The organism is Pseudomonas sp. SJZ074 (assembly GCF_007828215.1).
Classification (GTDB): Bacteria; Pseudomonadota; Gammaproteobacteria; order Pseudomonadales; family Pseudomonadaceae; genus Aquipseudomonas.
Genome location: NZ_VIUE01000001.1, coordinates 367,897 through 389,112, shown reverse-complemented (window position 1 = coordinate 389,112; position 21,216 = coordinate 367,897). Strand labels below are relative to the sequence as shown.

The 21,216-nt window shown below is 60.3% G+C and carries 14 protein-coding genes; 1 reads left to right on the top strand and 13 read right to left on the bottom strand.

The window, feature by feature from the left end:
• Positions 1-14 precede the first annotated feature (14 nt).
• Positions 15-2,846 (top strand): RHS repeat domain-containing protein, encoded by a 2,832-nt coding sequence (locus FBX99_RS01740; protein WP_145130470.1) that lies wholly within the window; start codon positions 15-17, stop codon positions 2,844-2,846.
• Between the two features lie 84 nt (positions 2,847-2,930).
• Here FBX99_RS01740 and FBX99_RS01735 read toward each other — a convergent pair whose 3' ends face one another.
• The 13 genes from FBX99_RS01735 to yaaA all read right to left on the bottom strand — a co-directional run bounded on the left by FBX99_RS01735 (position 2,931) and on the right by yaaA (position 21,173).
• Positions 2,931-4,382, bottom strand: a complete 1,452-nt coding sequence (locus FBX99_RS01735) for a mannose-1-phosphate guanylyltransferase/mannose-6-phosphate isomerase (protein ID WP_144927747.1) — start codon at positions 4,380-4,382, stop codon at positions 2,931-2,933.
• A 231-nt stretch (positions 4,383-4,613) separates the two neighbouring features.
• Complete coding sequence (locus FBX99_RS01725; RefSeq protein ID WP_144927752.1) at positions 4,614-5,279, bottom strand: alginate O-acetyltransferase AlgF; 666 nt, start codon at positions 5,277-5,279, stop codon at positions 4,614-4,616.
• A gap of 14 nt (positions 5,280-5,293) precedes the next feature.
• Positions 5,294-6,469 carry an alginate O-acetyltransferase gene (locus tag FBX99_RS01720; RefSeq protein ID WP_144927755.1) on the bottom strand — a complete coding sequence of 392 codons (1,176 nt, stop codon included), beginning with the start codon at positions 6,467-6,469 and terminating at the stop codon, positions 5,294-5,296.
• Between the two features lie 11 nt (positions 6,470-6,480).
• On the bottom strand, positions 6,481-8,046 hold the full coding sequence (locus FBX99_RS01715; RefSeq protein ID WP_144927758.1) for an MBOAT family protein: 1,566 nt from the start codon (positions 8,044-8,046) through the stop codon (positions 6,481-6,483).
• A gap of 197 nt (positions 8,047-8,243) precedes the next feature.
• A complete protein-coding gene (locus FBX99_RS01710; RefSeq protein WP_144927760.1) occupies positions 8,244-9,365 on the bottom strand; it encodes a mannuronate-specific alginate lyase in 1,122 nt (373 codons plus the stop codon).
• 23 nt (positions 9,366-9,388) lie between these two features.
• The gene (locus FBX99_RS01705) at positions 9,389-10,837 is read right to left on the bottom strand and encodes an alginate O-acetyltransferase (protein WP_144927763.1); all 1,449 of its coding nucleotides are present in this window, start codon (positions 10,835-10,837) and stop codon (positions 9,389-9,391) included.
• 11 nt (positions 10,838-10,848) lie between these two features.
• Entirely contained in the window at positions 10,849-12,438 is a 1,590-nt protein-coding gene (algG, locus tag FBX99_RS01700; protein ID WP_144927766.1) for a mannuronan 5-epimerase AlgG, read from the bottom strand.
• Positions 12,439-12,464: 26 nt separating this feature from the next.
• Entirely contained in the window at positions 12,465-13,949 is a 1,485-nt protein-coding gene (locus FBX99_RS01695) for an alginate export family protein (protein WP_144927843.1), read from the bottom strand.
• Positions 13,950-13,954: 5 nt separating this feature from the next.
• Positions 13,955-15,472 (bottom strand): alginate biosynthesis TPR repeat lipoprotein AlgK, encoded by a 1,518-nt coding sequence (algK, locus tag FBX99_RS01690; protein ID WP_145130468.1) that lies wholly within the window; start codon positions 15,470-15,472, stop codon positions 13,955-13,957.
• Between the two features lie 14 nt (positions 15,473-15,486).
• The gene (locus FBX99_RS01685) at positions 15,487-16,656 is read right to left on the bottom strand and encodes an alginate biosynthesis protein Alg44 (RefSeq protein WP_145130466.1); all 1,170 of its coding nucleotides are present in this window, start codon (positions 16,654-16,656) and stop codon (positions 15,487-15,489) included.
• Positions 16,657-16,691: 35 nt separating this feature from the next.
• The gene (gene alg8, locus FBX99_RS01680; RefSeq protein ID WP_145130464.1) at positions 16,692-18,173 is read right to left on the bottom strand and encodes a mannuronan synthase; all 1,482 of its coding nucleotides are present in this window, start codon (positions 18,171-18,173) and stop codon (positions 16,692-16,694) included.
• Between the two features lie 93 nt (positions 18,174-18,266).
• Entirely contained in the window at positions 18,267-19,583 is a 1,317-nt protein-coding gene (locus FBX99_RS01675) for a nucleotide sugar dehydrogenase (RefSeq protein WP_144927778.1), read from the bottom strand.
• Positions 19,584-20,393: 810 nt separating this feature from the next.
• Entirely contained in the window at positions 20,394-21,173 is a 780-nt protein-coding gene (yaaA, locus tag FBX99_RS01670; protein ID WP_144927781.1) for a peroxide stress protein YaaA, read from the bottom strand.
• Positions 21,174-21,216 lie beyond the last annotated feature (43 nt).

Genomic DNA, 21,216 nt, shown 5'->3' with positions numbered 1-21,216 from the left:
CAGGGGGCCAAGGCATGAACATGGATCACGGTACGCCGAGGCTGATTGTGGTGGATCCCAGGTTCCTGCCGGTCCGTTCGGTCGATTACTGCCGCGCGCTTGAGCGAGAGCCTGCGCAGTCACTGGTCAACCGTAGTCTTTTCGATATGGCCGGGCGCGTGGTTAAGCAATGGGACCCGCGCCTGTGGGCCCTGCAACAGGAGGATGCGGCGACCCCGGCCAATCTTTCGACGGTGTATACGCTGTCCGGTGACGTGCTCTTTACGAACAGTGTCGACGCGGGCTGGCAGCTCGGTCTGCCCGGGCTCGCCAGTGAGAGCCTGCAGGGCTGGGATGGCCGGAGCATGCAACGGGAGGTGACCTTCGACGACTTGCTCCGTCCGGTGGCGGTGTTCGAACAAGGTAGCGGACAGCGGCGCACCTGTGTCGAACGTATGCAATATGGCGCTCCGGGCCAGGGCCTCCAGGCCTTCAATCAGTACGGACAACTGATCCGCCACGATGACCCGGCGGGCACCTTGCTGTTGGAGTCCTTTGCCCTGAGCGGCCAGAGTCTGACCCTGAGTCGACGTTTCTGCCTGGACGGGGCCATGCCGGACTGGCCGGCGTCGGAAGCCGACCGCGAGTCCCTGCTCGAACCGGGCGACGGTGCGTTGTCGACGTGGCGTCTCGGTCCGCTGGGGGATCTGCTGGAGCAGATCGATGCCCGAGGCAATCGGCAGCGCCAGGCCCTGACCCGCGATGGTCGACTGTCCAGCAGCCAATTGCTGTTGCAGGGCCAGAGCCAATGGCAACCCCTGGTGAGCGAGATCGACTACAACGCCGAAGGCCAGATCGAACGGGAGTTGGCCGGCAACGACGTGCAGACCACGCTGACTTACGCCCCTGAGGACGGACGGCTGATGGCGCGTCAGGTCCGGCGGGCCGGTCAGTCGCTGCAACATCTTGTTTACGCTTACGACCCCGTGGGCAACGTACTGGGCATCGAGGACAAGGCGGTGCCGGTGCGCTATTTCGCCAACCAGCGCATCGACCCGGTCAGTCGTTTTCGTTACAACAGCCTCTATCGGCTGATCGAAGCCAGCGGATGGGAGGCGGGCGGGGCGAATCAGGGGCCCGACTCTGTGGGGCGTGTCGACCCGGCTGCGCTCAGCAATTACCGACAAACCTATCGCTACGACGCCAGCGGTAACCTGCTGGAGCTGACCCACGTCGGGGCGCAGAACCATGGTCGTCAGTTGCAGGTGGCCCGCTACAGCAATCGTTGCCTGCCGTACCGTAACGGCGTGCCGCCGACCGAAGAGGAGATCGCCGCGGCGTTCGATGCCCGGGGTAACGGCCTGGTGTTGGAGGGCAGCCGGACCCTGGCCTGGGACCTGCGCAACCAGTTGCGCTCGGTCACGCCGGTCGAGCGCGAGTCGGGGCTCGATGATCGTGAGGCCTATGTCTACGATGGCGGCGGCCAGCGGGTGCGCAAGTTGCGCACGTTGCACACGGGGGCCCGGACCCTGGCCGCCGAGGTGCGTTACCTGCCGGGATTGGAGCTGCGCGCCGACAGCGGCACCGGCGAGTCGCTGCAGGTCATCACCGCCCAGGGCGGGCTCAGCGGCGTGCGGGTCTTGCACTGGGACAGCCCACCCCCTTCAGGTGTGAACGATCACTATCGATACAGCTTTTCCGATCATCTGGGTTCGGTCTGCCTGGAGTTCGGACACGATGGGCGAATCATCAGCCAGGAGCATTTCTACCCCTTCGGCGAGACCGCTTACCTGGCCGGGGATGATGTGATCGAGGTCAGTTACAAGACGATCCGTTATTCGGGCAAGGAGCGGGATGCGACAGGGCTCTATTACTACGGTTTCAGGTACTACGCAGCGTGGTTGCAGCGTTGGCTCAATCCGGACCCGGCCGGGGCTGCCGATGGTCTGAATGCTTATGCGATGGTGGGGAATAATCCGCTTACTTTCGTAGATACGGATGGGCTCATAAAAACAGAGCCGGAGAGTGATAAGGCAACGACGGTACCGATAATACCCAGTGGTCCTCCGTTCAGGGTTCTGACATTCGCGGGCCCTCCCCCGCCGCCTGGGGTTGGCCCAAAGCCACCTCCAGGGGCAGCTAAACAGGCGCCAGCCGAGCGTGTATTTGAAGCTGTTGTGCTAGCGCCGCCTAACATGCCGGGCAACGTACCTTCGGCCAGTTGGGAGGCGAAAAATCATGTGGACATTGTCGAACTGGCCAGCGTCATCAGTGAACTGTTTAGTTCGCCCCGGCAGCCCATTGCCATAAAGAGCGTTTCCCAGGAAGAACTCTTCAACAAGATAAGGGCTGTTCCGGGTAACGAAACCATGGAGTTCGACTCGATAAACCTGAGCGCCAATCCTGCTGCGTGGACATCACCCGAAGGGATCATCTACATGGGGGTGGATTCACCGGATTACTCCGATAATGGGCAGCTTGATGTGGACAAGATTCGCTCCACCATTGTTCACGAAAGCCTGCATTACTCCTCTTACCGACATGTCGGTTTCCAGGCTGAAACGGACTTGGGCGCAACGAATCTTAATTATGATGAGTATGTGACCGATTATTTCGCTTATCAGGTCTTTACCAAGATGTTTCCCGGTGCGGTCTATAAGACCGGTTATTTCACCAAGGATCTGGGCGGCAACTTCATGCAGTGGGGCGGGAATCTCGCCAAGTTCATGGTCGACTCGGGTCATGTGACGCCTCAGGCATTGGCGCACAGCTATTTTAGTACCGGTACATTGAACGCGCTGAAAGATCCGTCGCTGTCAAAATGGAAAACGTTTGCCAAGCAGAAAAGCAGGCCCCTGAAATTTTGATCCAGGGCAAAAAAAGCCCCCACCCAACCCGCTGCGGATAGGGGACGCAGTGGGCTGGATGAGGGCTTCTTGTTTCGCTGATCGTTACTGCGCGATGGTCTTTACCGACACGCCACGTTCGATCGGGGTGGAGCGACCGTAGATGTCTTCGAAGCGCTCGATGTCGTCTTCGCCCAGGTAGCTGCCGGACTGCACTTCGATGATTTCCAGCGGGATCTTGCCCGGGTTACGCAGGCGATGAACCGACGCGATCGGGATGTAGGTCGACTGGTTTTCGGTGAGCAGGAACACGTTCTCGTCGCAGGTCACCTCAGCGGTGCCGCTGACTACGATCCAGTGTTCGGCGCGGTGGTGGTGCATCTGTAAGGACAGGCACGCACCCGGCTTGACCGAGATGTGCTTGACCTGGAAACGCCCGCCCATGTCCACCGAGTCATACGAGCCCCATGGACGATAGACTTCGCAGTGGTTCTGGGTTTCGGTGCGACCCCGGGCGTTGAGGGTGTTGACCATCTTCTTGACGTCTTGGACCTTGTCCTTGTGGGCAATCATCATGGCGTCCTTGGTTTCGACCACCACGATGTTTTCCAGGCCGATCACCGACACCAGTTTGCCGTTGCCATGGATCATGCAGTTGCGGCTGTCCTGGACCACCACGTCGCCCTTGGTGACGTTGCCGTCGGCATCCTTGGGATTGACTTCCCACAACGACGCCCAGCAGCCGACATCGCTCCAACCGGCGGACAGCGGCACCACGCAGGCGCGTTGGGTCTTTTCCATCACGGCGTAGTCGATGGAGTTGTCCGGGCAGCAGGCGAAGGTGGCTTCGTCGAAAGTGATGGTGTCCGCGGTCTGCTCACTGCGCTCCAGGGTCAGCAGGCAGGTGTCGTAGATATCCGGATCGTGTTTTTTCAGCTCTTCGAGGAAACGGCTGGCGCGGAACAGGAACATGCCGCTGTTCCAGAAGTAACCGCCGGCCTCGACGAACTCGGTGGCGCGCTTGACATCGGGTTTTTCGACGAAGTGCGACACACGGCTCACACCTTCAGGCAGCAGCGCATCGTTGGTCGACTTGATGTAGCCGTAGCCGGTTTCCGGTTTGGTGGCCGGTACGCCGAACAGCACCATTTCACCACGCTCGGCGGCCACGGTGGCCAGGGCCAGGGCGCGTTGCAGGGCTTTCTGGTCTTCGATCACATGATCGGCCGGCAGCACCAGCATCAACTCGTCGCGACCTTCGTTGACCAGCATCATCGCGGTCAGCGCGACGGCTGGCGCGGTGTTGCGGCCGAACGGTTCCATCAGGATGCGCTGGGCTTCCAGGTTGCGGCCGTTCAACTGCTCGGTGACGATGAAACGGTGGTCTTTGTTGCAGACCACGATCGGCGTATCCATGCCTTCGAACACCAGGCGTTCGAGGGTTTGCTGGAACAGAGTGTGTTCGCCGGTCAGGGCCAGGAACTGTTTAGGGAATTGCTTGCGCGAAAGCGGCCAAAGACGTGAGCCGCTACCACCTGACAAGATCACCGGAATCATGTGTGTTACTCCTTTGAAGCGTAATGGTTATAGAGCTACTGCGTTCTGTCGTTTCACTCTTGTTTTTATTCCGTACCTCGAATGACGCCTCGGTCAGGGTGGGAGCGGGCTTGCTCGCGAAGGCGGTAGATCGGTCGACATTGATGTTGAATGTCAGACCGCTTTTGCGAGCAAGTCGGATCGCCGCACCGCCGCTCCCACAAGGGGTACAGCGTCAGTCGAGTGAATCTGTCAGCGGGTTGACACTGGACGCTTTACCCAGACCGGCGACAAGCTGCTTCCAGAGCCGGTGACGTACAGCACGGCCGCTTCGCCGCGCTCCAGGGCCACGGGCTTGAGGTCGCCGACTTTCTTGTCGCCCTCGAACAGCGCCAGGCTGACTTTCACCGGGTTGATTTCACGTTCGCCACGGCCCTTGGCCGCCACGTTCGGCACCACTTCGGTCTTGCCGTCGGCGGTCTTGAGGGTCAGCGCCTTGTCGGTGAGGTTTTGCACCCGCACCAGGGATTTCTGCTTGTTCTTGAACGGTGGTTCTTCGATCAGTTGCGGCTGGCCACTCGCGTTGTTGACCAGGGTGTAGTAGTGATCGGGAGCCAGTTTAACCGGAACGGTCTGGCTGCCTACCTTGGCGCTGTAGTCGCCGCCGGGCATGAAGCTGAAGTCGCTGCTAGCCAATGGGGCGACGTCGTTGAGGTTGGTGCTGCCGACGGTGGCGCTGACTTCGCTGTTGCTGGCGTTGTAGATGCGCACGAAGCTCGAGCCTTTTGGTGCGACCGGGCCGTACAGCGCCGAGTCGCCGGCAAAGGCTGCGAAGGAAAGGGCGCTCATGCTGGCAACCAGGGCAACGGCCTTGAAGGAACGAGCAGCGAGACGGCGAGGAGTAGTGTTGAAAGTCATGGTGGACCTCTCTTTCAGTTTTGCGCCCGGTCGGGCGTCTCGGATTGAGTGTTGGCGGCAACGTTCTGTTGGCGCGCACCGGCTTGTTTGAGTTCTGCGACCCACTGCGGGTCGGCGTCGCCGATTTCGTTGTTCACGGGCAGATAACGTTCAGGAAATTCCCAGATCAGCACTTGTGGCGGGCTGTTCTTGAAAGCGTCGCTCTTGAGGTAGCTGAGCATCGGCAGAATCGGGCCGTGGCCGTCTTCGGCGTAGTTCACGACGTCGCTGTGCAGGGCTTGCTTGAGTGCACCGACGAAGTTCCAGTTGGGGTTGGCGCTGTAACTGGTGCCGATCAGGGCCACGGGAACCTGGGCGTCGGCAAACAGCGCGTCGTCGCCGGCGGGCTGGTCGTCGGCCTCGCGGGTGTTGCGCTTGACCAGTGGCTCCTGGGCCGGCATCAGGTTTTCGAACAGCGGGTCCAGGGGCAGGAACTGGCGCAGGTCACCCTTGTGGATGATCTTTTCGGCAGGCTCGGTGACGAAGCGTTGCGGCTCGCCGTTGAGGGGCGCGCGCTCGGCAATGGCCCTGGCAATGTTTTCGGCGGCGACCTGGGCGCCTTCCGGGGTCCAGTGGGTGTCGGTGCGCAGGAAGACTTGCTGGCCGTTCTGCTTGGCCTGTTGCAGCGGGCCGAGCAGGTCGGGGGCGAGGATCTTGTCGGCTGCGACGCGGGCATGGAAATCCTGGTAGAGATTGGCGTGAATGCTGGCCGGCTTCACTTCACCCAGGTGTTCTGGATACAACCGCGCCTTGGCCGGCACGATCGCCATCACCAGGGTGATGCCTTGTTCCTTGAGTTTCTGGCGCACGCCTTCGACCAGCGCGTAGTTGCCTTGCAGGTTCAGTTCTTCGTTGACGATCGGGTTGAACTCTTCGTCGCTGTACAGCCACTGGTCGCGGCCGAGGACCACGCCTTTGCGGCCTTCGTTGAACAGCTTGTAGTCCAGCGCAGCCCAGATGTTGGTGCCCAGGCGCTTGATCGGGAACTGGTCGTCGTAGTGGGTTTCGACAGCCTTGGCCCAGCGCCCGTTGAGCACGGTGGCATCGGGGTTGGTGCTGAAGCCGAAGAAACTGCGCATCGACCACAGGCCCAGGACCGCCAGGATCAGCAGGAACAGTGCGATGTAAAAGATGCGTAATGAGCGGGTCATGTTCAGATCCCTCAGAACTGGAAGTAAAGGAACGGCGAGAAGCTTTGCGCCGAGAGTTTGAGAATCGAAGCGATGAACAGCAGCAGCACCAACGCACGCATGACATAGCACGGCCAGTCCGCGACCCAGTAGGCCGGTTGCACCTGGGCCTCGACGCCCACGGTGTAGCCTGGCTCATGGATCGTCGACGGGTTGTCGCCCGGTACGGCCTTGATCAGCCCCGGTTGTGCAGTGGCCGGGCCATTGGCCTCGGTGTTGACCTCCGGCTTGGTCTTGACCGGCGGACGGTTGGTGTAGAAGTCCCGCAGGCCGAAGAAGGCGAGGGTGATGTAGGCCACCACCAGCGTGGCGATCTGCAGGCCGGTGAGGTTGGCGCGGGTCAGTTCCGACAGCGACCAGTCACCGAAGCTGAACATGGCGCCGTACATGCGTCCGGCCACGTGCAGGTTCTCGGCACGGAAGATTACCCAGCCCATCACCACCAGCAGGAAGGTCAGTGCCCAGCGGATCGGGTTGAGGCTGCGTGGGGTAGTGTTGATGCCTACGGCCTTCTCGATGGCCAGCCAGATACCGTGCCAGGCGCCCCAGATCACGTAGGTGAAGTTCGCGCCGTGCCACAGACCACCGAGCAGCATGGTCAGGAACAGGTTGCGATAGGTCATCAGCGTGCCTTTGCGATTACCGCCCAGGGTGATGTAGAGGTAGTCGCGCAGCCAGGTCGACAGGCTGATGTGCCAGCGCCGCCAGAACTCGGTGATGGACTGGCTGATGTAGGGCTGCTTGAAGTTTTCCATGAAACGGAAACCCATCATCAGGCCCAGGCCGATGGCCATGTCGCTGTAGCCGGAGAAGTCGAAGTACAGCTGCGCGGTGTAGGCCAGGGCGCCGAGCCAGGCATCGCCGGTGGTCGGGTTCTGCAGGGCGAAGCAATGGTCGGCCACCACCGCCAGGGTATCGGCGATGAACACTTTCTTGATGAAGCCCTGCATGAAACGCGTGCAGCCTTCGGAGAACTTATCCAGGGTGTGGGTACGGTTGTTGAACTGGTCGGCCAGGTCACGGAAACGCAGCACGGGGCCGGCGATCAGGTGCGGGAAGATCGCCACGAACGCTGCGAAGTCGATCAGGTTGCGGGTCGCCGGGGTGTCGCCGCGGTAGACGTCGATGATGTAGCTGATGGACTCGAAGATATAGAACGAAATCCCGATCGGCAGCAGCACGTGGGTCAGGATGAAGGGTTCGAGACCGAAGCTAGTCATGATCGCGTTGAGGCTGTCCACCCCGAAGTTGGCGTACTTGAAGTAGCCCAGGATGCACAGGTCCACCGCCACGCCGAGCAACAGCCAGCGCTGGGCCGGCTTGGTGCGCACGCCGGCGGCCCCGACTTTCAGGCCGATCCAGTAGTTCCACAGGGTGACGGCGGCAAACAGCGCCAGGAAGTCCACCCGCCACCAGGCATAGAACACATAGCTGGCGATCAGCAGCAGCAGGTTGCGATAGCGTTGCCCGCTCAAGTAGTACAAGCCGAGAAAGATCGGCAGGAACAGGAACAGGAACACGTTGGATGAAAATACCATCCCGATCTCTCCATGTTGAATCAACAGTCAAGGGCCAGAGCCCCCCCAAACCCCCCCATCCAAACCGGGAGGTTTCATTACCTTCAAACCAAGCCACATCCCCTGTGGGAGCGGGCTTGCTCGCGAAAGCGGTGTAACAGTCGACATCACTGTTGAATGTCAGACCGCATTCGCGAGCAAGCCCGCTCCCACAGGTTCTACGAGCCTTTACCTTTCTCGTTGGCCGGGTCATAGACCTTGGTCAAGTCCCCGCCAAGGCGGAAGGTCTTGAACGGTTGCATTTCATGTTTGCGCTCCAGCACATCGCCGGAGCAGGTGTAGAGGCTGCAGAACGGTTCGAGCCAGGCGAACTTCGAATCGATCTTCAGATCCTTCATGTCCTGCTCTTCGCCGTTCTTCTTCTCGAAGATGTCCGGGTCTTTCACCCCGGCCAGCACCCGTTCACCCAGGCGCTTGAGGGCACCGTTGTTTTCCTGGCGTAGATCCACACCGTTGACCTGGGCGAAACTGGCGATCATCGCCAACGGCGGCAGGGCATAGTTGTGATAGGACAAGGCTCGTTGCTTGCGCTTGAGTTCGTTGGGCAGGAAACCGTCGGCATCGATCTGGTTGACGCCGACCTTGTATTCCTTGACGGCCCAGTCGAACAGGTCGCGGCGGTTGGTCGCGACCGAGGTCGCCATCACCGACCAGGCGGCCCAGTAGGAGTGGTTGTTGGTCTTGTCCAGCGGCAGGTTGTCCCAGTCGCTGACCACCTGGTCGGCCATCTTGCTGAACCAGCTTTCGATCAGCTGCGCCTGTTCCTGATGGTTCGCCAACGGATGAGAGTCGGAGAATTTCAGGCGCACATAGGCCGAAGCCATGCTGCCCAAGGCCCATTTGCGCATGGACTTGCCGGTGTGGTTGAAGTCCTTGGACATCAGCGCATCGGCTTTCGCCCAGGTGGTCAGCCAGTTCAGGGTGCAGTCCAGTTGCTCGGGACGGCCGTCGCGCATGAACTGCATCACTTGCTTGCTGACGCCACGCTCGATCTTGGTGATGTCGGCGGTGCTGTCGCGAAAGGCTTTTTCCGATTGCACGTTCAACGTCGCTCGGGCCTTGTCGGAGCCCTCGTACTTGCTGCGAAACTGCAGGGAACCGGTATACGGCGCCGGCACAGCTTCGCAGCCTTGGGCCGAGTCACCGGCCTTGGCCTTTTCGATCGGTGCGAAGTAGCCCTGTGGCGGGCGCAGCGGGGCCGCGGCCTGGGCGGCCCCGGCGAACATCGCCAGGGTCAGCAGGGACGGCGCCAGCAGCGTTTTCAACGTTCGGTTGCGCATGTTTCTGGTCATAAAGCGAGACCTCATTGTCCGATTTGGGCCGTTTGTTCGGCTTGCGGAGAGACATTGCGTTTGCAGATTTTCGCTTCCACTTGCTGTGGCGCCGCACCGGCTTCTGGGCCCTGGACTTCAACGGCCAGCAGGTTCTGCGAAGCCCAGTCCTCATCGGTGCGCAACTGGAAGGCGAAACGTCCGTCGGTGTCCGAGGTATTCGGTTTTTCGATCTTGATATCCTCGTGGCGCCCATTCATGTACCAGAGGGTGGCTTGCAACGTTTTCACCGAGGTATCGGCGAAACGGATATCGACCTGGTGACTGCTGTTACGCAGATCCATGTTCTTGCTATTGACCATCAATTCGTTCTTGCCCGGCTTGAGGGCGGTCTTGCTGCTCATCAGCGCCGGTTTGCCTTCACAAGCGTTGTCGTCCAGCAGCGCCATCATCTGGCGGTAGATGGTTTCCTGGTCCAGGCGATACAGCGGCGAAAATTCCCAGATGAGGATTTTCGGCGGGCTCTTCTGGAATTCTTCGCTGCCCAGGTACTGGATCATTGCGCCTTCGAAACCGCCGCCGGGGAAGGCCACGTTGAGGATGTCGGCGCCGATGGCTTCTTCCAGGAAACCGGCGAAGTTGTAGTTCTTGCCGCTGTGACTGGTACCCACGAGGGTGATCTGCGGATTGCCGGAATCGCCGAACAGATCGCCGTCACCGGCCTCGCCCTTAGGCTCGGTGGTGAACTGATCCATGTACTGGATGGCGTAACTGGTGCCGCACAGTTGTCCGGCCATGTTATGCAGGGTGCCGGTCTTGCCCATGCGGCCGGATTTCTTGGTCTCGAATTCACGCTTGGGAATGTCGGCAAAGGCCGGGATCTGCTTGACCTTCTCGGCGACGATCTTCGCCGTGCGCTGGGCCCCATAAGGCGTCCAGTGCTGGTCGCCACGGAAGTAGAAATCGTGGGCCGGCAGGGTTTCGGGCAGGTTTTCGTTGGTCAGCGGCGACAGGTCTGGCACCACGTAGCCCATCTGCGCGAAACGGCCGAGCATGGTCTTGTAGTTGGCCAGGGCTTTTTCATAGTCGAAACTGGCCTTTTCCTGTGGGTTGAGCTTGTTGCGATTCACCAGGCCCCGGGTCGGCTGGTAGACGAGGACCAGTTCGACGCCTTTCTTCTTGAATGCGTCGTGCAGCTGTTGCATGCGCTTGTAGCCGGCCGGCGTGGTGTTGAATTCGGTACGCAGGTCTTCCTGGGTACGGAACAGCCAGTCACCCTGGGCCTGTACCAGCGTGGTGAAATTCTGCTGGTAACGCGTGGTGTAATTCTTCGGATCGTGAGCGGCGGGGCACAGGTTGCAGCAGGGCTCCGCGGTGAAGGCAGGCGCCTTGATTTCGTCGGCGCGCGCGCCGCTTGCAGCGGCGAGAATGCCGGCAGTCAGGGCAGACAGGCCCAGGAGTTTGATCATCTGTGGGTTCATAAAGGTCATCCTCAATCCCGCAATTCGGTCTGGCTTTCGACGGGGTCGATGAGCACGGCTTTCTGCTGGCGTACCAGCAGGTCGAGAATTTCATCCTGGCGTTCGCCCAGGACTCCCGTGAAGCTGATGCCGCTGGATTTGGTCGGCGCGAGCATGGACACGCGATACAGCTCGACGCTCAGGGGCGAGTCGATGGACAGCGGGCCACTGCCGTTGGCGGCCAGTTCGCCACCCACCACGATCAACGAAACCTCGGCGTCGAACGGGTCGAGCTTGATGTCCCGGTCGGTGTTGGACAGGTCCTTGATGTGGCCGTAGATGCCGGTCAGGCCGTTGGCCATGGCCACGTTTTCGTAGAGGCGGATGTTCACGCTGTTACGAATCCGGATGCCGTGGCGCTGGTTACTGATCACCTGGTTGGCCCACAACAGATTGTCGGCACTCTCGTAGAGGGTGATGCCGTCGGTGTGGTTCTTGTAGATCTCGTTGTAGGCGATGATGTTGTTGACGCTGTTACGGTCGATCACCAGGCCCGAGAGCTTGTTGTCGTAGCTGCGGTTGTTGAAGATGAAGCTGTCGTTGACCTCACGGGAAATAATGATCCCGTGCTTCTTCTTCGTCCCGTAGACGGTGTTGTCGGCGATGATCAGCCGATGGGACCGGTCGTGGGGGTCGATGCCGTAGACGATGTTGTCTTTGTAGGTGTTGCCCTTGACCACGAAGTCGCGGGTCTCATAGCAGTAGAAGCCGTACCACATGTCCGAGAACTCGGAACCGATGATCCAGCCGGTCGGTTCCGGGCGCTTGAGGACCTTGGCCATGTTCGGCGTGTACTGGGAAATACTCACCCCGTACGACTTACTGTTGGAGTAGCCGAAGCTGGCCATCTTGGTGTTGACGATGTAGGTCTCGGTACCGCCCCATGCGAGCAGGAACGGACGGAACTCCTTGGGCGAGCGGAACGTGGCGGGGCCGTTGTCCTTTTCACGCCAGCCGGTGACCTTGGTGTCGCGGATGAACATCCGGCCATCGTTGACCAGGAACGAGCCGCCCTCCTGGGACAGGCGCAGTTCCTGGGTCTGTTTGTCGATTTCCAGGATGCCTTTCTGGCCGACCACGATCGGAATCTTGGCCAGGTAGACACCCGGCGAGGTTTCGATGATGTACTTGGGCAGTTTCTTGGCCAGGTCCTTGAAGTTCATGTAGCCGTCGTCGATGAAGATGGCTTGCGGGATGCCGTGCTGGCGCACCACCCACTCGGCCATCTTGTTGTCACCGCCGATGAAGTCCTTCAAGGCGTTTTCCTGCATCATCCGGCGCACGCTGACCTTGCCGGGCTTGGTCCGCACGATCTTGGCCGCGACCGCTTCGGCAGTGAAGCCTTTGAGGTCGGGCAAGGTCGGCTTGGCCAGTTCCAGGGGCGCGGTCGGCGCGCTGTTGACGGTGTAGGTCTTGGCGCGTTGCAGTTCCTTGACCACGTTGCCCGGCTTGACCACCGGTTCAACGTTGGCGAACGCCGGCGAGCCGGCCAGCAGCATCGCTGCGACCAACAGGCTGATCGAATCTTTCATCGCCTGGCTGTTCCTGAGGTAGCGGTTCATTTCGGGCACTCCCATGGCCATTCGCATCAGAAGCGCCAGATCACGTCGACAAAGGCGCGATGCATGTACGAGTCGACGTCTTTGCCGTAGGCATCGCCTGGCTTGAACACGCCGCCACGCAAGCGCACCAGCGCCGAAGGTTCATCGATGGACTGGCTCAGTGCGGCCGGCAGCAGTCCTTGCTTGAAATACTTGGTGACCACCAGGTCGACCTCCTGGCCCAGGTCCTTGTCGCCGTCACGCAGCGGCAGGGTCGAGGTGGAGAGGATGGCGCCGGTCACGTCGTCGGTGTTGTTCTGCACGGCGTTGATGCCGTTGCTGCCCACCGGCTTGTTGCCGTCCACACGCCAGAACTTGTGGTACACCAGGCTGGCGTCGTATTCGTCGCGCAACTGCCAGGAGCCAAACAGGCTGGCGCTCTGGGTGTTGGCCATCTCGCCGCGGAACGCTTCGCCGAAACGGTGGACCCGCGAGCGGGTGCCGGTGAAGTTCGAGCGGTTGCTCTGCAGGCCGTTCTGTTGGTACTCATCGCTGGCGCGGGCATAGGCCGCGCCGACTTGCCATTGCGGATCGAGGCGCAGGCGGATACCCAGGTCAGTGGCCCAGCCGTTCAGGTCTTCGCTGCGCTTGGCTTGCGCAGGACGCGTGCCGTCGGCGTTGAGCGGGTTGACGATGTCGCTGTCGCCGGACATGCCGGTGAGGCTGGCCCAGTAGTTGACGGTGTTGGTGTTGCGCCAGTTGTAGGCGTCGCTGTTGGCTTCCAGGCCGAGCCAGGTCAAGTCGCCGTTCTGGGTTTTGTCCAGGGTGTCGGTGGGCTCGCCCGGGGTCGGGTAATCGAGGCTGCCGTTGTCATGGGTGTGATGGGCACGGATACCGGCCCATTGGCCTGGCATCCACTGGTAAGCCACGTCACCGTAGACGTGCAGGCGATCCTTGTCCTTGGGCGACAGTTCCTTGAGGTCGGTGCGGTATTCGCTGAAACGTTCGGCGACGCCGACGTTGGCGCGCAGCAACGTGGTGTCGAAGGTCCAGTTCAGGGCTTCGATGTTGGTGTCACGCCATTGGCCGTCGTCGTTGCGCAGGCGCTGGCGCCCGAACTTCAACTGTTCGCCCGGATAAGGGGTCAGGCCGCTGTAGCCAATCCAGAATTCACGCATGGCCAGGTAGTTCTTCTTGGCTTCGCGGTCGCCGCTGTCTGTCTGCTGGGTGGCGCCATCGGACTGTTGCAGGGTGTCGGTCTCGATGACATCGGTAGACGTCACGGCCTGAGCCATGGCGTAGGCACTCCAGTTACCGCTTTCGCCATAGACCCATGGACGCAGGTCCAGGCCCACGCCATTGACGTCGCCACCGCTCTGGGTACCCAGGTCGCGGTCGTCTTCGGATTGGCCGGTGATCTTCACTTCCAGGCCGAAATTCTTGCTTTCGGTCAGGGCCGCCAGGGTCGGACAGGACCACATCAGTGCGAACGTCAGACCAATTCCGGCCTGCACAAAAGGATTGAGCTTCAAGGGCTTCATAGTTGTTCCTCGCCGTTATCTTCTTTTAGGGCTTGCAGTTCCAGCGTATCGGGGCTCATGACGCCACGAATGGCCTGCTCTTGTTGTAGCAGGCGTTTGGCTTGTGCAAGCTGCTCCGGCGGTAATTGTGCTTCGAGGGTCTGGGCAAGCTCGATGGCTTGCGGGGTGTTCTGGGCCTTGGCCAACTGACTGAATACATAGGCGTTGACCGGGTTGGGCTTGGTGCCCTTGCCTTGGGAAAACAACTGGGCAATGGCGAAGTCGGCACTGTTCTGGCCGTTGCGGGCGGCCTTGAGCAGATGGTCCAGGGCCTTTTGCGAATACACCTGGCCCAGGTAGCCACGGCGATAGATCTGGCCAAGGTAGTAATCGGCGGCCACTTCGCGGCCGACGGCTTTCTGAAAGTGTGCCTCGGCGGCCTTGGCGTCGGCCGGTACCCATTTGCCTTCGTAATACAGCTTGCCCAGCAGCAGCTCGGCGCGAGGCTGGTCGGCGGCGCGGCCGTTTTCCAGGTACTGCATCATCTTGTCGACATCGCCCAGTTCGGGGAAGTCGTAGAGCAGTTGCGCCAGACTGACCCAGGCAGCGGGATAGCCAGGGGCGATGCCTTCGAGCAACGACTGGGCGGTCTTTTCATCGGTCTTGCCCAGGCTGGCATCGGCCAGGACACGGGCGACGCTGTCTACGCGCTGGGCGGAAACGACGCCGCGGGCGTGGCCGGCCTGCATCTGCTTGAGCAACTCGGCCTGCTGTTCCGGCTGACCGCGCTTTTGATAGACCGTGGCCAGTTCGACGTAGCAGATATCGGTGGTGGCCAATGCGGCCTTGCAGACCTTCTCGACTTCATCCAGGTGCTGGTCGTAGGTGCCCTGGGTGCGATAGAGCAGAATCTGCGCCAGGCCCGCTTCCGGGTAACCGGCGCTGCGCCACTGGCTGATCTGCTGCTGGGCGTTGACGTTCGGGAAGCTGTGAGGATATTGCAGGTACAGCATCGCCAGCGGGATCAGGGTATTGCCTTCACCGTTGGCGAAGGCTTTTTTCAACAGGCCTTCGGCTTCGTGCTTTTCGGCCTCGGTGGAGCCCGGCTTGGCCACCAGCAGGCGACCCAGGCGAGCCTGGGCCCGCGGCGAAATATCCGCGGCGGCGCGGTAGGTGGCCTCGGCCTTTTTCATCTGCTCGGGATCGCGGCTGTCCACCTGGATATCGGCCAGACCCACTTGGGCCTCGCTGTAGCCCAGGTCGGCCAGTTGCTGGTAGTTCTGCTGCGCCAGCGCCGTATCGCCACGCTTGAGGGCCTCGTTGGCCAGACGCTGGTCGGGCAGGCCGGCGCAACCGGCCAGGCTGATTGCCAGCGCAATGGCACTGAGGGTTCCCATGTGGGAGCGGCGGTGCGGCGATCCGACTTGCTCGCGAAGCAGACGCTGCGGTGCCACAGTCAGACCGCGTTGATCCTTTCGCGAGCAAGCCCGCTCCCACAGGAACTGTGGGGTGTTCAGGATTTTTGTAATGGTCACGGGCAGTCCTCCGCTTACTTACCGACAGCCATGGCTTTTTCGACCAGCCAGTTCAGGTTCGGACCACGGTCGCTGTTGACTTCCACGGGACGACCGGCCAGGGCACTGTCCAGGGGCTCGTCGGGCTTGATCAGCACGCGGATATCCGACGACAGGTCTTCGCTTTTCAGGCTGCTGCTGCTGATGATCTTGCCGGTGCGGGTGATGTCTTCGCCGGCGACCTGGAAGTTGACCGAGGTGCCTGGACGCACTTCGCCGAACTGGCGATAGGAGAAGCGGGCTTCCACGTTGGCCTCGGTGCCGCGCGGAACCAGTTGGAAGATCACGTCGCCCTTGCTGGCGTATTGACCGTTGGCCACTAATTGCTGAGCCACGATGCAGTCGCAAGGGGAGGTCAGGGTGCCGGTCATCTGCTTGCCGAACAGCTCTTCGACCTTGGCCGGTTGCAGCTGGTTATCGTCCAGGTGACCCTTGAGCACGTCGAGCATGCTGGTGCTGAAGGTCGCCAGCGGGGCGCCTTTGGCGGCCACGCCGTCAGCCTTGACCAGGCTCTGCACGGTGCCGTCGCGCGGCATGGTGATCGCCATGCCCGGTACATTCACCAGGCCTGCCTGGGCGTGGCTGACGAAGTACATGCCGTACAACGACTTGAAGATGAACCCGAATGCCGCCAGGCCGACGATGAACACACCCAGGCTGAAGGTCACGGCCCGCAGGCGACCCAGGGCACTCATGCCAGCATTGTCATCCTTGTGCTTGCGGGCCTTGGTGAAGTTGTCGCGTTGCAGGGTCGCCAGCACATCGCCGACACCGACGATGTCGCCGGCCAGGTGCGAGGTGATGATGTGACGCAGTGTCGAAATGTCCCGTGGTTCCAGGTTCTGGAATTGGCAGCCGGTGCGGCCGGTCTGGCGCTCGTGGGAGCGGATCTGCAATTCCACGTCCATGGCCAGGCCAAGGTTGTCGATGACGAATTGCAGGCGGCCCTTGTAGGCCTCGCCCACCTTGAGCGGCATCTGGCCGGCGTTGAAGCTCAGGCCGCCAGCGGACAGGTCCAGGACCTTGACTTCCATAGGGGTACGGTCGGGGCCGAAGAAGCGCAACTTGGCCGGGATTTTCACTCGGGCGTGTTGGCGCTGGGCTTCGGATTCATGCACTACGTTGACATTCACGGCGGTGTTCATAGGGGCGATTTCCTAGTTAATTCAGGCGAGTTCGGTCAGACCATCGTCAACAGCACGGCGACGAAAATACTGCCGGCAGAGAAGGTCATGGTCCGAGACGACCAGGTGTTGAACCAACGTTGAAAGCTGGCGAGATCACGGGTAAGTGCAGTGGGCTGGCGGGTCCAGGACTGTTGGTCGAGGCGGAAGAACACGTAGATCTTCACCAGCGCGCCGACGATCTGGTTGTAATAGAGAATCAGCGGGTAGGCCGGGCCGATCCGGTGTCCGGAGCACGACAGCAGCAGGGTCAGGATCAACCGGGTGATGCCGATCCACAGCAGGTACACCAGGATGAACGCGGTGCCGTACTTGAAGCTGGCGATCAGCGCCACGGTCAGGCCCAGCAGCGAAGTCCACATCGATACGCGCTGGTCAAACAGCACCACCGAAGTAAACAGGCCCAGACGCCGCAGACCCAGGCCCAGCGCCCGGGAGTTCTGCCGCAGGTTGTTGCCGTACCAGCGGAACATCAGCTTGCGGCTGGCCTTGATGAAGCTCTTCTCCGGCGGGTGCTCGACCGTGTTGATCGCCGCATCCGGCACGTAGAAGGTGTCGTAGCCCAGGCGCATCAGGCTGAACCAGCTCGACTTGTCATCGCCGGTGAGGAACTTGAAGCGACCCAGGCGCCAGTGTTGCAGCGAGTCGCTTTCCACGTCGGCGATGAAGTCCGGGTTGGTCACCACGGCGGCGCGGAACACCGACATCCGGCCGGTCATGGTCAGCACGCGCTTGGACAGGGCCATGGAGCACATGTTGATGTGACGCTGGGCGAAACGCATCTTGTGCCATTCGCTCATGATGTAGCCGCCGCGCACTTCGCAGAACTCGTTGGTGGTCAGGCCGCCCACGTTGCCGAACAGCTGGAACCACGGCACGGTCTTGCGCACGACGCCTTCGGCGAGCACGGTGTCGCCATCGATCACGGCAACCACGGCACGGTCGTCCGGCAAGTGGCGAGAGATGGCACGGAAACCGTAGGCCAGGCCGTCACGCTTGCCGGTGCCAGGGATGCGCACGAAGTCGAGCTTGACTCGCTCTGGCGGGTTCAGGCGGGCCCACAGACTCTTGACCAGCAGTTCGTCGGACATTTCCACGATGGAGCAGACCACGGTAGTGGGCAGCCCGCAGTCAATGGCCTCGCGGATCACCGAGCCGTAGACCTGGGCAGTGGTCAGCGCATCGATACGGAAACTGGTGACCATCAGGTAGACATGGGAAGGATCCGCCGCCGCGCCCAGCTTGCGTACCTTGCGACGCAGGTGCGGGTAGACGATATACAGGAAGATCATGCCACGCACGAAATGCGTTGCTCCCATGGAGTAACGCCAGATGCCCACGGCGCCGATCAGGAAAATGAAGTCCTTGGATTCGGAGTCGAACGTGGACGTGGGCAACGCCGTGGCGATGCCCATCAATAGACTCAAGTAAAACAGCCAACCGGCGGCCTGAAGCAGGCCATTCTTTAGCCTGTGCATAATCTTGATTCCCAGAATCAGTTGCAAGCTTCAAGCTGCAAGCCGCAAGAGGGCTTTCAGCTTGAAGCTTGAAGCTCGCAGCTTGGGGCTGCCTTACCAGCAGATGCCTTCGGTCCGGCCATTTGGAGTCGTGGCCTTGGACATGAAGCCAACCAGGTCAATGACCTGCTTGCCTTCCGGTACGTTCTCGGTCAGCGCGCGGAACTTCTCGTCGCGGTTGCCGAGGATGATGATGTCGGAGTTGTCGATCACCGAGTCGAAGTCGGAGTTGAGCAAGGACGAGACATGAGGAATCTTCGACTCGATGTAATCCTTGTTCGCACCGTGGACACGGGCGTATTCGACGTTGCTGTCGTAGATGCGCAGGTCATAGCCCTTGCCGATCAGCATTTCCGCCAGTTCTACCAGTGGGCTTTCGCGCAGGTCGTCGGTACCGGCCTTGAAGCTCAGGCCCAGCAGGGCGACTTTGCGTTTTTCATGGCTGGAAACGATGTCGAAGGCGTTCTGCACCTGGGATTCGTTGCTGCGCATCAGCGAGTTGAGCAGCGGCGCTTCCACGTCCAGGGAGCTGGCGCGATAGGTCAGGGCGCGTACGTCCTTGGGCAGGCACGAGCCGCCGAAGGCGAAGCCTGGACGCATGTAGTACTGGGACAGGTTCAGGGCCTTGTCCTGGCAGACCACGTCCATCACGACGCGACCGTCGACACCCACGGCCTTGGCGATGTTGCCGATCTCGTTGGCGAAGGTCACCTTGGTGGCGTGCCAGACGTTGCAGGTGTACTTGATCATCTCGGCAACCGCGATGTCCTTGCGGATGATCGGCGCATCGAGTTCTTCGTACAGCGATTGCAGGACGTCGCCGGAGGCCTTGTCGAACTCGCCGATGACGGTCATCGGAGGCTGGTCGTAGTCCTTGATCGCGGTGCTTTCACGCAGGAACTCAGGGTTGACCGCGACGCCGAAATCGACACCGGCCTTTTTGCCGGAGCAGTCTTCGAGGATTGGGATGACAACGTTTGCGACAGTGCCTGGCAATACGGTGCTGCGAACCACGATGGTGTGGCGGGTGGTTTTTTCACGCAGGACAAAACCGATCTCGCGGCAGACGGCCTCGATGTAATTCAGTTCCAGGTCGCCGTTCTTTTTGCTCGGCGTGCCGACGCAAATCATCGACAGGTCCGTGTCGCGAATGGCTTCCGCGAAGTTGGTGGTGCCACGCAGGCGACCTGTTTGAATACCTTGCGCCAACAACTCTCCAAGACCCGGTTCAACAATTGGCGATTTGCCGGCGTTGATCATATCGATCTTGTCTTTGGCGACATCTACGCCAACCACATCATGGCCCCGTGCAGACAGGCAACCGGCACATACTGCACCGACGTAACCCAAACCAAATATGCTAATGCGCATCGCATTTACCTCTGTTTTTCACGCCATTAAATGGCCGGAGTTAATAGTGTTCAGCGGTCATAGTGCACTCGGAAGTGTGGAATGCAGGCGCCACAGTGCCGTGTGCAGGCATACTAAGTTCCGAGTGTCTAAATAATTGCACTCAAGTTGTGCGCAATGCGGCCTTCTTGTTATGACCTGCCCTGTTATGCAGCCAGTCCTCGTTAACCAGAACGTTCGTGCAAAGGTCGTTCACTTCTGATTTCTGGCAAAAAGCCCACAAAATCAGAAGCTTGTGTGCTCGGGTGAACACGTTATAGGGGCGCAGCCTTGGCCTTTTTGGGGATAATTATGGTGCCTTATCTCCTGTCCTTCCCATCTTGGATCCATAAGGACGACCGTTTCGCTTAGTTGCTGTGACAACTTGGTTACTTTAGTCGAGGTCCCTTGTAAGTTATCTCGTACACGCTCGGCGAGAATCGTTACGGGTGGTATGAGCCGTGCATTTGGACATAGTTCCAGCCCGCTCATCGCGATTTCTGAAATTTTTTGAAATATTGGCCGAGATGGCACTGCTTTCATATTGATAGCACTTGCGATTTCGCCCTTTAGTTACGGGGTGTTAAAAGGCCTCGATATTTTTTTGCCACTACTGTTGAAAATTTTCTGTGCCACTACGGAAAAAACTGACAATTGTCGAGTGAAACAAAAGTTAGCCCGGAGGGTGGTTTGAATATTGACGCCATTAAAGTGGCGAATTGAGCGGGGAAGTGGGATGACTTATCGCGGTCTGATCGAGGCCCCTGATCAGGGGCCTGGGAGGGGGGTGCGTTATTGTGGGGCGTGGTCGCGCAGGAAAACCAGTTTTTCGGATGAGGATTGCTCGGCACTGTAACGATAGCCTTGCACATCGAACTGTTTGAGCAAGGCTGGATCGTTGATGCGTTCCTGAATGACAAACCGGCTCATTAACCCGCGGGCTTTTTTGGCGTAGAAGCTGATGATCTTGTACTGGCCGTTCTTCAGATCCTTGAATTCGGTATCGATGATGCGCGCCTTCAAGACGCTGCGTTTGACCGCCGAGAAGTACTCGTTGGAAGCCAGGTTCAACAGCACGTCATCCTCCTGGTCGGCCAGGGCTTCGTTGAGCCATTCGCTGATGCGGTTGCCCCAGAATGCATAAAGATCCTTGCCCCGGGCATTGGCCAGTTTCGTGCCCATTTCCAGGCGGTAGGGCTGCATCAGGTCCAGCGGTCGCAGCAGGCCGTAGAGACCGGAGAGCATGCGCAGATGCCGTTGGGCGTGATCGAAGTCGGTTTCGCTGAAGCTCTGTGCATCCAGGCCCGTGTACACGTCGCCCTTGAAAGCGAGCAGGGCTTGCTTGGCATTGGCCGGGGTGAACGCCGGGGTCCAACTGCCGAATCGGGCGGCATTGAGGCCGCCGATCTTGTCGGAGACGTGCATCAGTTCACTGATCTGTGCCGGCGAGAACTCACGCAATTGCTCGACCAGTTCCTGGGAGTGGTCCAGGTATTGCGGCAAGGTAAAGCGTTCGGTGGCCGGCGGTGTTTCGTAGTCGAGGGTCTTGGCGGGGGAAATCACCATCAGCATGAATCATCTCCTTTAAAGGTGCGGCGATTCTAGGGGGTTGTCC